The sequence below is a fragment of the uncultured Bacteroides sp. genome, assembly GCF_905207245.1.
Classification (GTDB): domain Bacteria; phylum Bacteroidota; class Bacteroidia; order Bacteroidales; family Bacteroidaceae; genus Bacteroides.
The window spans coordinates 24720-37551 of the sequence record NZ_CAJLKP010000037.1; the positions used below are offsets into that span (position 1 = coordinate 24720).

Below are 12832 nucleotides of genomic sequence, written 5' to 3' on the forward strand. Positions count from 1 at the left end.
TAGTAGCTATAGGGGTAGTATCTGTATCATGATTACCCTTTCATCATCATAATATCCGCTCTCATTTCGATGTACTCCTTGTATTTCTCTGGATTGTTCACATAATCTATTACTCTGTTGATTGCTATCTCCGCTTGTTTTTGTTTGACCTTGGTATAATACCTGATAATGCCTTTACTTTTGTCTGAATGTCCCAAACAGTAGTCTATCACTCCGTCCGGGATTCCGAGTTCAGAAGCGAATTGGGCAAAGGTTTTGCGGGCGGAATAATACATACTACACGCTCTTTAATACCAAGTTCAGATGAGATCTCTTTGATACTTCTTGATACGTAACGAGAGAAATTCTTATATGCGAATTTATATCCAAAATCCAATTTACCAGTTCGCTTGTCAATCCATTTTTCTATAATATCTTTTGCTTGTTGATTAACTGGAATTACTATTGAATTTTCATCATTTGTTCTATTCCGTATTTTCTCCCTTTTGTATTCTATGCAACCTCCTGAACTGAAATCGACATTAAGCAAATCTATGAGATTTATACCTCCAAAATAGAATGACAAAGAAAATACATCACAGACAACAATCAATTTTCGCGTTGTCGTATTAAAGCTAATTATTTTCTTTAATGATTCGAGCTCTATACTTACATCACGTACCGGAAAGTTTGGAATTGAATAATCTATAAATGGATAAATATCGTATACTACTTTCCTTTTTTTTATAGATCTGTTGATTATAGTCCTCACATTGCGCATTGCTATTCCTATAGTTGCTTTGCTCCATTTCTTTCTTTGTAGAAAAGAAGAATAGTTTTCAATTAGTTCTGGAGTTATATCCAACAGAAGAATATCTCCATTAGTGTATTCGAAGAAAGTAGCTTTACTACTTGAAAGCAATCCAGCATATCCTTTTTGTCCATTGTGCAAAAGTTCGGCTATATAATCATCACATGCTGATTGAAACGTTTCTACTGCTTGTTTTGATGAACCTCTAAGCAATAATTTCTTTAGTTGCGAGGAAGAATACAATGAAACATTGTCTATTTTATCTAACCTATCTTGATATTCATTAAGAAGATGGCGCAATTTAGTATTCATTATTGATGCGTCAGGTCGCTTTATAACTTGTCCGTTTTTAAACTGAGATATGTTGTCTATCTTGAACTGAGTTACAATGTAACAGGTTTCTTGCTTATGACAAACTGCTACTCTTATTTTATGACTGCCATCTTTTAAAACCTTAGCTTTGAAAATTGTTAATTTTAAAGTTGCCATATTGATTAAAATTAAAGGATAAGTTTTGGATAAGTTATTTCGTCCAGCAATGGACGTATTATCCTTTTTTTTAATCAGTAAATTAGAAAAGTTAAAGAAGAAGGTGCAATAATAATATGCTAATAACATGAGTATTACACTCTTCTTCTTTTGAGCGGCAAGCGAGGTTCGAACTCGTGACCCTCAGCTTGGGAAGCTGATGCTCTACCAACTGAGCTACTGCCGCATTGCTTTCTTAGAAAGACGATGCAAAGGTAAAAAGAAGTTTTTTATATTCAAAAATAAAAATGTAATTTTACAGCCACAAAAGTGAAAAATCCATGAAACGAATTATACTCATCACCGGAGGTGCCCGTTCGGGTAAAAGTACTTATGCAGAAAAAATGGCATTAAGCCTCTCCCTCAACCCTGTTTATTTGGCTACTGCGCGCATCTGGGACGAAGAATTCCGTCAACGTGTCATCCGCCATCAACAAAGGCGAGGTCCAGAGTGGACAAATATTGAAGAAGAAAAGCAATTAAGCCGCCACCAATTGGCAGGACGGATTGTATTGATAGATTGTGTAACTTTGTGGTGCACCAATTTCTTCTTCGATGTAAAAGCTGATACAGATAGCGCTTTGACCACTGCCAAAGAAGAATTCGACCGCTTCACAAAACAAGATGCCACCTTTATTTTTGTTACTAATGAAATAGGTATGGGCGCGACTTCAGATAATGAAATCCAGCGAAAATTCACCGATATGCAGGGATGGATGAATCAATACATCGCAGCACAGGCAGATGAAGTTTGGTTGATGGTATCGGGAATTCCGGTGAAAGTGAAATAAAAGAGTGATAAGATGATAGAGTGATGAAGGTGGTGAAGTGATAAAACGATAAAAAAATAAGCATATGAAAACATTTAGAATTGTACGACCGGACGAAAGTATCCGCCCGGTATTGATAGATAAAATCAATAATCTAACCAAACCGAAAGGCTCATTGGGTACTCTTGAAGAGCTGGCTCTGCAAATGGGATGGATACAGCAAACCTTATCTCCTACTCTGCAACATCCGCAAAATATCATCTTTGCTGCCGACCATGGGATTGTGGAAGAAGGTGTCAGCTTGTCACCCAAAGAAATAACCTGGCAACAAATCAGCAACTTTCTGCATGGCGGTGCAGGAGTAAATTTCCTTTGTCGCCAGCATGGTTTTACACTGAAGATTGTAGATGCAGGGGTAGATTATGATTTGCCTTATGAAAAAGGAATCATCAATATGAAAGTACGCAAAAGTACCCGGAACTATCTGCACGAAGCTGCCATGACGGAAGAAGAAATGGAACTCTGTCTGGAACGTGGTGCAGAGGTTGTACGTCGTTGCCACGAAGAAGGCAGCAATGTGCTCAGTTTCGGAGAAATGGGTATTGGGAATACCTCTTCTTCTTCCATGTGGATGACTTGTTTTACAAAAATTTCTTTAGAACAGTGTGTAGGTGCAGGCAGTGGACTGGATAATGCGGGCATCCGCCACAAATATGAAGTGTTGAAGCAATCTTTAGATAACTACAAAGGAGATTATTCTCCCCGTGACATCATCCGTTATTTCGGCGGACTGGAAATGGTGATGGCTGTAGGAGGCATGCTACAGGCTGCGGAACTGGGAATGATTATTCTGGTAGATGGCTTCATCATGACAAACTGCATCCTGGCCGCCAGTAAACTATATCCCGAAGTATTGGACTATGCCATCTTCGGACATTGTGGAGACGAAACAGGACACAAACTGTTACTTGACAATATGGGTGCAAAGCCCCTTCTGAACTTAGGACTTCGCTTGGGAGAAGGAACCGGTGCTATCTGTGCGTATCCCATTGTGACGTCCGCCATACGGATGATTAACGAAATGGACAACTTTGCACATGCATCCATAACAAAATATTTTTAGTGATATGAAAATTCTTGCAGCACTCATCTTTTTCACACGGTTGCCTTTTTGGAGGATAAAGGAGGTTCCGGCAGAACATTTCAAACGAATCGTTCCCTACTGGCCTCTGACCGGATGGCTGACAGGTGGCATCATGGTCGGTGTATTATGGCTGGCTGCCCAGGTTCTTCCGATATCTATTGCATGCCTCCTTGCAATCGTCTCCCGACTACTTGTCACTGGGTGTCTGCATGAAGATGGACTGGCGGACTTCTTTGACGGGTTCGGTGGAGGAACCACGCGCGAACGTACACTTGCCATCATGAAAGACTCGCATATAGGTAGTTATGGCGTCATTGGACTGATTGTTTATTTCTTGTTACTATTCCTGCTTTTAGAAAATCTGCCTTTGAAACTGATTGGCGTTTTTGTCATCTGCGGCGATTGCTATTCCAAGTTTTGCGCATCGCAGATTATTAATTATCTGCCTTACGCACGAAAAGAAGAAGACAGTAAAGCGAAAGTGGTTTATGACCGTATGACACTGCAAGAATCACTAACAGGTTTTGTCTGCAGTCTGTTACCGATTGTTGTTTTTCTGCCAATCGTTTTCTGGCCGATAATGTGCTTTCCGCTCCTTACTTTTATCGCACTGTGCAGACTGATGAAACGCCGTCTGCAAGGTTATACTGGAGATTGCTGCGGAGCCGTGTTCCTGCTTTGCGAGCTCTCGTTCTATCTTGGTGCTGCCATTCTGGTGTATGCGCACATCAGATATGGCAATCCGGATTTTCTCAACACTTATTTAAAATAGTAATCATATGGAAGTTATTTTTATCAGACATACCTCGGTTGATGTACCTCCCGGAGTATGCTACGGACAATCGGATGTCCCTTTGCGTGACAGTTTCAGCCAGGAGGCTGCCGTCACTTCAGAGAATCTGAAGAGTTATCGTCCGGAAGGTCGGGCTTTCGACCATGTATATACCAGTCCTCTATCCCGTTGCGTGCGTCTTGCCACCTATTGTGGCTATCCTGATGCCGAACGGGATAACCGTATCATGGAAATCAACTTCGGCGATTGGGAAATGAAAAAGTTCGACGAAATAACTGACCCGAGATTGAAAGAATGGTATGCTGATTACATGAATGTACGTGCCACAAATGGTGAATCATTTACGATGCAATATCAGCGTGTTGCCAATTTTCTGGATGAATTGAAAGAAAAGGACTACGAGCAGGTAGCCGTCTTTGCACATGGCGGCGTACTGATTTGCGCACAACTTTATGCAGGAATAATAAAGCCGGAAGAAGCATTCAGTGCTCTGACTCCTTACGGAGGAATTGTCAGATTAAAACTTGAACACAGAAACAGTTTGAATTAGTTGACAAGGGGACAAGTTGACAAGGGGACAAGGAGACAAGGTTCCATGCGGTATAGAAGTATTACGCAGCCCCTTGTCCCCTTGTTAACTCGTTAACTTGTCCCCTTTTTTTCTTCTCAGTTATTCTTTTGTCTGAATACTAAATGAAACCAACGGACCTTCTGCCGTATCCGCCTGTACCTTATAGGTACCACCAAAAGCATGAATAAAGTGCGTATTGATTTCATGACGGATAAGTGCTGTTTTATTCTCAAAGCGCACTTTAGCAAGAGGTGTACCGATTACTTTAAAAAGTAACAGCTTCTTTTCCCGGTCATATTTGATGCGGATAACAATATTGTACGAATCGTCATCACTTTCTACCGGTACCAGCAGACTGGATAATAATGAAGAAAACCAGTTCTTATCCGTATTTATCACCAGACTTTCGATATCCGTCTTCAAACGAACAGCCACGTGTCCATTGGCAGCCTGTATGGCAGCAGCAATTTCTTTCCGGCACAGAGCTATCACTTCGCACTCTTCCTGTACGTATTGTGTCTTACCGGATTCCAAACGGGAAAGTTCCAGAATACTATTGACATACTTCAAGAGGTTTTCCGCATTCTCCTGAATCATTTTGCCATATTCCATTTTTGCTTCTGTCGTAAGTTCTTTAGGCTCTGTCAGCAGTTCGGCAAAACCAACCACTACATTCAACGGCGTACGTATATCATGACTGATTTCTGATTGCAGGCGATCTTTAGTAACATTATCCGCTTCTGCCTGCATAGCAGCATCTGCCGTTATTTTTTCGGCTGTAACAATCTTCCGGGATAAATAACGTGTATAAAGATAAAAGATAAGTACCAGTATCATTAATGTAACCAGAAACAGAAAACCACGTTTGTAATTGGTATCTTTTATCTTCTGTTTCTCCATAAGAAGCTCATCGATATGATAGATCTCCTTCATTTGCTGCAGTTGATTTGCAGAAAAAGCATTGTCCAGAGAATCCTGAGCCTGTATCAAGTAACGCCTTGTTTCAATAGCTCCGTCAATATCACCCTTATTAATCTGAGTAGACGCTTTGTAATTAATTAGTGTAGCAAAAGTGGATACGTAATGATTCAGCACTATAGGCGTCACCTCATCTATCAATGCAATACTTTTATCATACTCCTCCGTACGGGCATAAAATTGTAACTGTACAAGCTGTATATTGAGCCAGAAAACAGGATCAACATGGTCTTCCAACAAAGCTTTAGCCTTATCTATATGCTCCTGTGCAGTATGAAAATCCCCCTTATTCATAAATAAAAGGACATACTTTATCTGACAGTCGATTTCAAAGTTGCTCCAATTCTTCCGTGCTTCAGGTTCACGTTTTACGACTTCCTGCAACTCTTCATCCATTTGCCGCAAATAAGGCACCCTCAGGCTGTCTCTTCCTGTGTTTCCATACACCTGGGCTATACGCGAAAGAATATCCACACGTAAGTTGGTCTTAGTTTGGGAAGTAAAACGTTGATAAGCTTTCAAAAAAACAGTCAATGCTTCATCCACTCTGCTGGATACTCCATAAGCACACCCCAAGCTATTGTATGATGCTATTTCACCATTATTACTATGATATTTCAGAGACTCTTCCAATGCTTCCTTTGCCACATATACAGCCTTTTCTATCTGCCTCTTAGAAGCGAGAGCACGGCTGATGGCAGCTTTTTGTTCCAGATAATAATCATAAGTACCCACTTCAGGAGCATACTCTTTCAGTTTATCCACCCAATATGCCAGGCTATCCGGATTATGCAGTTTATCGTAACAAGAAGCCAGATAAAAAGCACCCAAATTCTCATAGGTTGTATTTTTCTGGATACATGCTTCCTTATATAAAGCAGTAGAAAAAGTCTTGTTATAGGGAGCATACTGATGCCTGTGGGCCATGTCACGCAAATAATTCAATTTGGCAAGCGTATTCGGCATGGCCTGTGCAATTTTCATGACGCTATCCTGGTATTGTTGTGCATGGGTATCTTCCGCATACAGTCTATCAGGATACAGACTCAGCAAACAAAGCAATATGATTACGATATCTTTCATGATACAACGTCCTCCGCTTTAGGTTTATACTTCAACGGATGCGTAAAACAGAAACGAGCGCCCTGCGTATAGTTGCTGTCCACCCATATCCGCCCTTTCATGTGAGTCACAATCAACTGGCAGATGGACAGTCCTAAACCTGTTCCCTGCGCAAAGTCATTCAGTTTCTCAAAACGCTCGAAAATCACACCCTGTTTTTCAAGAGGAATACCGCAACCTGTATCGGTTACGGAGAAGAAAGCTGTATTACGGTCGGACTGTTCCAGTTTTAATACAATTGATCCTTCTTTGGTAAATTTAGTAGCATTGACCAATATATTAATCAAAACCTGACGAAGACGGGCGTCGTCCGTTTCTATCATCAATTCAGGAAGTTCTGTATCAAAACGCAGTTCAACTTCAAGCTTACGAGAAGCGGACACGGTTTCCGTAGCTTCCCTACAAAGCCTCACAGCATCATAAGGGCGGATGTTGAATGTGATATTGTCACTCTCAAAATCAGAGAAGTCGAGAATATCATTAATCAGTTTCAGAAGCTGGAAAGAATTGACTTTGATAATTTCACAGAATTCCTTGCGCGATTCTTCGTCGAACGAATCATCATCCGAAGCCAGCACAGCAGAGAAGCCGACAATGGCATTGAGCGGTGTACGGACTTCGTGACTCATATTTGAAAGGAACATATTTTTCTTCTGAATAGCCCGTTCAGCTTTCTGTATCATCACTTCCTGCGAATGCTTCGATTCTCTCAAACGGAAAATCTTTTTCCAGCTAAGATAGAGAAATAGCAACAGAACAAGTGTGCAGACTGCAATTCCCCCCAAGTAAAATCGATAGGAAAACAAACGGTCCCGTTCATTCTGGTAAGTCAGTTGATCGGCTTGAAAACGAGTAGTCAACAGATCTATCTCTTTAGGATAATTTTTCTCGAACGATGATTTGATATAAGAAAAAACTTTACCATATTGTTGGTATGCTTCCTCCTTCCGTCCCATTTTCACAAATAATTCCGCCTTGTCTTGCAGTACCTCTTTATACAAACTACTGTTGATTTCAGCATAACTGGTCTCGAAAAAGGCATCATAAGTAGCCAGAGACTTTTCATACTCCCCTATCTGTTCCCAATACATGGCATCCGCTATCAGAAGATGCTGCTTAATAGCGGGAACCAATTCATCCTTTAGTGGCTCCACGGCATCCAAATGTTGGCGGGCTATCTTCGCAGAACCATTGAATAACTGGCAATAGGCATTAAAGATATGCCGCACAGCCTGCTCCTGGCTGGAAAGCTTTTCTGCCGGGAAACGATTCAGGCGGGTCATGAAATGTGCAGCCTGATGGAAATTGCGGATGCGCAGATTGTATTCTATCAGCTCTACCAGCAACATACGGACATGTATTTCTTCACCATGCATCTGGTCGAACATCTCCAAGGCCTGTACATGGGCGGCACCGGCCTCCTTATTCCGCCCGGTATAGGAATAAACCTCACCAATGGCATTCAAGGCAAGAGCAGTTCCCAAGGCATGAGAAAGTACACTTGCCTTCGAATACATCTGTTCACTCCAGACAATGGCCAGACGGATTTCTCCCCGGAAAAGATACGATTTTATGAGTACCCGTTCCAGTTCAAAATAAGTTCTATACTGTTTAGTGGATTCCAGATAATTGAGAATGCTATCCACATTGATAGCCTCACTTTCTTCCTTGGTCAGATAATCAAATCCCATACTGTCGTGAAAGATATCTATCACTTCATCTGACAGGGCATTACGTTTAGCTTCAGCCGAACTATCCTCTCCTGCTGATAAAGGGACAAGACATCCAAAGCATAATATATGAAGAATGAGATATTTCAGTAAGTTTCTCATGAAGTTTGTTTGTTTCGTGCTGTGTGGTGTTTGTGTTGCCATTCACCGCATACGCTGGCAAATATATTCAATATTTTCTAAAGAGCCAAAAAATGTAAATAACTAAATGGCAAAAGAAACTAAAATAGCAGTCAATATCATGATTATTATCATGATTCCTTCGGCACGGAAGTTAATACGGGTTGCAATCTTCATATCTTCCGTAGTTAAGAGGCGACCGTTATTTCCAATAAATGGTTTCCACACTTCCTCACCGAAATAGTTGTGCGGACCACCGAAACGGCAATCCAGAATACCGGCAAGAGCCGCTTCGGGATAACCGGAATTGGGACTGGCATGCTGGTTTCCATATTTACCAACAAACTTCAATAAAGCCAGTAAACCGCGCGGTTGAAAGGAATCATTTCCGGAGTCAAGACACAAGGGGGTGTTTTTTCGTGTCCGGGGAATAGCGGCAAGTATCATAAGCATGGCAGTCAGACGGGCAGGGATGTAATTTGCCATGTCATCCAGACGAGCGGCAAAGCAACCGAAAGCGCGGTAACGGTCATTACGATAACCAATCATAGAATCAAGTGTATTTACCATTTTATAAGCAAGCATGCCGGGAACACCCAGAAGCATATACCAAAATAAGGGAGCAATCACTCCGTCACTGAGATTTTCAGCAAGAGTTTCGAGGGCAGCAGTACGCACTTCCTGAGCAGACAATTCAGAAGTATCACGGCCAACGATGCGGGCTACTTGTGTCCTGCCTTCCTCCAGAGAACGGTCTCCAGCTTCAAATACCATACGGACTTCGCGAACAAGGGTGGTGCCTGCCAAACAAAAAAAGATGGCAAATATTTGCAATGAAAGAAGCAGACCCGGAGAGAATACAGCAGCCCAGCGAAGCAGATATAAAGCCGCGAGATAAACGGCAAGCACAAGAATAATGGCTACAAATGCACCTTTCAAGCCCCGACCTTGCCCCTTATTAAAGATGTGTTCGGAGAATGAAATCATCTTGCCGAATGCTACGACAGGATGGGGCAACCAGGCAGGGTCACCCAGACATCGATCGAGAAGCCAGGCTACAAGCAGAGGCAGGTTGAGATTAAACGCAATGCCTATAATGATGAGTATATCTTCCATTGTATCCATATTAATTTTCAAGCCACTGCCCTATCGCCTCTACAAGACGGTCATTTTCCTCCGGTGTTTGAGTGGCAATGCGGAAGAAGTGTTCATCCAAACCTTCAAAATTGGAGGCATCACGAATAAGGATGCCGTGCTCATTGGCAAGGTATTCCTTCAAAGCAGAAGCCCTACCAAAACGAAGGCGAACCAGCATGAAATGAGTTTCCGTTGTCCATACTTCAAGACTTCCCAGATGCTCCAAAGCATCACGCAAACGAGCTGTTTCCTGCAAATAGGCAGGAACATCCAGTGGATTGGGCACATCGTGTTCCAAAAGGTGAAGTCCGGCTTCAATGGCAAGCCGATTAACCGACCAGGGCATACGATGAGTGCGCAGACGACTAAGCAAGCCCGCATCACCTGTGATATACCCAAGACGCAGACCGGGAACAGCGTATCGTTTGGTCATGGAATGCAGCAATAGCACATTCGGATATTCCGCAGCTTCTCGCGGAGTGAAGAGTGGTTGCAGAGTGAAGTACTCGTAAGACTGGTCGATGATGAAACAAACTTGCGAATTGCGCTCGATTAACTCCGTCAGATACTCTTTATTTACCACCGTCCCTGTTGGATTATTGGGATTACAGAGCCAGAGCATACGTATTTCTTCCGGCAGAAGGTATCCGTCTGCCGGGGCAGGGAGTTGATACAAAGAAGTAACCCGGTGCCCATGTATACGGCAGGCGTCAGCATATTCACTAAAGGTGGGTTGCAGAATGGCGGTATTCGTGCCCCGAAAAGTCTGTGCAATAAGATATATGGCTTCAATAGCTCCGTTTGTCACACAGACAGCATCAGCAGACAGATAATACTTGTCCGCAAAGCGGGATTCAAGCGTATAAGGTTCCGGTTCGGGATAATTCCCGATAGCATCAATCCGTGCACACAGATATGCTTTCAGTGCAGTAAGATCTACCTTGCTATAGACATTGGAGCTGAAATTAGCAGTTATCGGGCGTTGGAATTTATAGGAATCGTCTCCGTGTCCTTCAATCATGGGTTGTCAGTATTTTATAGATAAGTGGCATGTCGACGTGGCTACGCACGTGGTCGGCAAGTTTATCGTATTGTTCTTCTTTGAATTGATGATAATCGAAAGATTTCCCGGCATCAGCAAGTTTATCGGCGAAAGGTTCCAGCAGGAAGTCGATGAACGAGGAATTGTCAAGAATTCCATGAATATAAGTTCCCATACAAGTGCGGTCTACAAAATAACCGTCAGCACGGCCGTCTTCCAGAATATTCAAGGGAGAAGCCGGGGCGCCGTAAATGGGACAGGTGGTACCCATGTGGATTTCGTAACCTTGGAGAAATGAGGGAGCAAGGAGTGAAGAATGAGGAATGAAGAATGAAGAATTACCATTCGGCGTGACAGCGCAGCTCAATTCTTCATTCTTCATTCTTAATTCTTCATTCCTCAGTTCTTCATTCAAATGGAAGCGGACTTGCCGGGTGACTTTTTCGCCTGTCATATGGGTGCTGACAGGCAGAAGGCCCAGTCCCGGAAGGCGTTCTATCTCTCCTTCCACATGGTCGGGGTCACAAACTTCCTGTCCCATCAGTTGGTAACCGCCACAAATGCCCATGACCACGGCACCTTCGCGATGAGCACGGATGACGGCCTGAGCCACACCATTACGGCGCAATTCATGCAAGTCGGCAAGAGTGCTTTTACTGCCCGGCAAGAGGATAATATCGGCTTTTGCCAGCTCATCGGTGTTGTTGGTATAAAAGAGATGCACGCGCGGGTCGCGTTCCAGTACATTGAAATCAGTGAAATTGCTGAGGTGGCGCAGCAGGACAACGGCTATATTCACTTTACCCTGTTCTGCTTGTACGGATTTTGTGGTAAGCGCCAAGGAGTCTTCTTCTTCAATATATATATCCTTATAATAGGGAACCACACCTACCACCGGGATACCGCAAAGGTCTTCGAGCATTTTTATTCCGGACTCGAACAGGCGAATATCGCCCCGGAACTTATTGATAAGAATACCTTTAATGCGCTCCCGTTCGTGAGGACGAAGCAGCATGAGCGAACCATAGACACTGGCAAAAACACCACCCCGGTCGATGTCTCCTACAAGGATAACATCCGCTCCGGCGTGCAGTGCCATGGGGAGATTGACTAAATCGGTATCGCGAAGATTTATTTCGGAAATGCTCCCGGCACCTTCCAGCACAACAGGATTGTAGCGGGCAGCCAGACGGTCGTAAGCGGCACAAACTTCGCGGCGCAATTCTTCACGGCCTTCAATGCGAAAATAATCATAAGCATCACGGTTGCCGATGGGACGCCCGTTGAGCACTACCTGTGAGGTATGGTCGGAAGAAGGTTTCAATAATAAAGGATTCATGTCCGTATGGCAAGGTACACCTGCGGATTCGGCTTGTACAGCCTGGGCACGGCCAATTTCCAATCCTTCAGGAGTGGCATAGGAATTGAGTGCCATATTTTGTGCCTTGAACGGTGCCGGACAGTAACCGTCCTGGCGAAAAATGCGACAAAAAGCAGCAGCAATAATGCTTTTGCCCACGTCGCTACCAGTTCCAGCAAACATAATAGGATGAAGTTTCTCCATATAATTTGTTTTAACGGAGACAAAGATAGTGCAAAATTCCGATTAAGCGGGTGAAGCGGAAGCGAGAATATAACCAACTAATCCCAACACTACAGCCAACTAACATCAAACATACAGTCAACTAATCTCAAACATGCGATGAACTAATATTTTCCTTGCATCTTATTATTCTTACAACAGATATTATAATATTATACAATAACTATATTTCTTTCTTACAATAGTTATTGTAAGAAACATTAATAATTTTTGTAAGAATAATAAGATGCAAGGAAAATATTAGTTTGTCGTAGCGAAAATATTAGTTTCTTGCGGAGCCGGAAATAGTTTGTCCGCAAAGAGAAATTGATTACTTTCTGAGCGGATTTGAACCAGTTACGAGCTACGGGCTACAAGCTACAAGTGCCTTTCGGAACATAGCGCAGCTACTTGTAGCTCGTAGCCTGTAGCTCGTAACTTTATTCCTTTCTGCACCGAAATCAGTAAAAAAGAGAACTGATTGAACAATAAAAAGAGAGGAGTGTTTGAGATAAATATCGCTTA

General features: G+C 42.8%; 10 protein-coding genes and 1 tRNA gene. 4 read left to right on the forward strand and 7 right to left on the reverse strand.

Annotation, left to right across the window (positions count from 1 at the left end; translation table 11 throughout):
• Window positions 1–208 precede the first annotated feature (208 nt).
• Window positions 209–1279, reverse strand: coding sequence for a site-specific integrase (locus QZ135_RS12470; protein ID WP_294609498.1), 1071 nt, complete (start codon window positions 1277–1279; stop codon window positions 209–211).
• 153 nt (window positions 1280–1432) lie between these two features.
• Window positions 1433–1505, reverse strand: a tRNA-Gly gene (locus tag QZ135_RS12475).
• 94 nt (window positions 1506–1599) lie between these two features.
• On the opposite strand from QZ135_RS12475, the gene cobU reads away from it, so the two are divergent.
• From cobU to cobC, 4 genes are all read left to right on the forward strand, one after another.
• A complete protein-coding gene (cobU, locus tag QZ135_RS12480; RefSeq protein WP_294609501.1) occupies window positions 1600–2109 on the forward strand; it encodes a bifunctional adenosylcobinamide kinase/adenosylcobinamide-phosphate guanylyltransferase in 510 nt (169 codons plus the stop codon).
• A 64-nt stretch (window positions 2110–2173) separates the two neighbouring features.
• Window positions 2174–3211, forward strand: a complete 1038-nt coding sequence (gene cobT / locus QZ135_RS12485; RefSeq protein WP_294609504.1) for a nicotinate-nucleotide--dimethylbenzimidazole phosphoribosyltransferase — start codon at window positions 2174–2176, stop codon at window positions 3209–3211.
• 4 nt (window positions 3212–3215) lie between these two features.
• The gene (gene cobS, locus QZ135_RS12490; protein WP_294609507.1) at window positions 3216–4004 is read left to right on the forward strand and encodes an adenosylcobinamide-GDP ribazoletransferase; all 789 of its coding nucleotides are present in this window, start codon (window positions 3216–3218) and stop codon (window positions 4002–4004) included.
• A gap of 7 nt (window positions 4005–4011) precedes the next feature.
• Window positions 4012–4575, forward strand: coding sequence for an alpha-ribazole phosphatase (gene cobC, locus QZ135_RS12495; protein ID WP_294609510.1), 564 nt, complete (start codon window positions 4012–4014; stop codon window positions 4573–4575).
• A gap of 120 nt (window positions 4576–4695) precedes the next feature.
• Here cobC and QZ135_RS12500 read toward each other — a convergent pair whose 3' ends face one another.
• The 5 genes from QZ135_RS12500 to QZ135_RS12520 all read right to left on the reverse strand — a co-directional run bounded on the left by QZ135_RS12500 (window position 4696) and on the right by QZ135_RS12520 (window position 12289).
• A complete protein-coding gene (locus QZ135_RS12500) occupies window positions 4696–6657 on the reverse strand; it encodes a HAMP domain-containing sensor histidine kinase (RefSeq protein ID WP_294609512.1) in 1962 nt (653 codons plus the stop codon).
• Window positions 6654–8528, reverse strand: coding sequence for a HAMP domain-containing sensor histidine kinase (locus QZ135_RS12505; protein ID WP_294609515.1), 1875 nt, complete (start codon window positions 8526–8528; stop codon window positions 6654–6656). Before QZ135_RS12505 ends, QZ135_RS12500 begins: the two co-directional genes overlap by 4 nt.
• Window positions 8529–8630: 102 nt before the next feature.
• Window positions 8631–9662, reverse strand: coding sequence for an adenosylcobinamide-phosphate synthase CbiB (gene cbiB / locus QZ135_RS12510; protein ID WP_294609570.1), 1032 nt, complete (start codon window positions 9660–9662; stop codon window positions 8631–8633).
• Between the two features lie 10 nt (window positions 9663–9672).
• A complete protein-coding gene (locus QZ135_RS12515; RefSeq protein ID WP_294609517.1) occupies window positions 9673–10704 on the reverse strand; it encodes a threonine-phosphate decarboxylase in 1032 nt (343 codons plus the stop codon).
• Window positions 10697–12289 carry a cobyric acid synthase gene (locus QZ135_RS12520; RefSeq protein ID WP_294609520.1) on the reverse strand — a complete coding sequence of 531 codons (1593 nt, stop codon included), beginning with the start codon at window positions 12287–12289 and terminating at the stop codon, window positions 10697–10699. The genes QZ135_RS12515 and QZ135_RS12520 overlap by 8 nt, the downstream gene beginning before the upstream one ends.
• Window positions 12290–12832 lie beyond the last annotated feature (543 nt).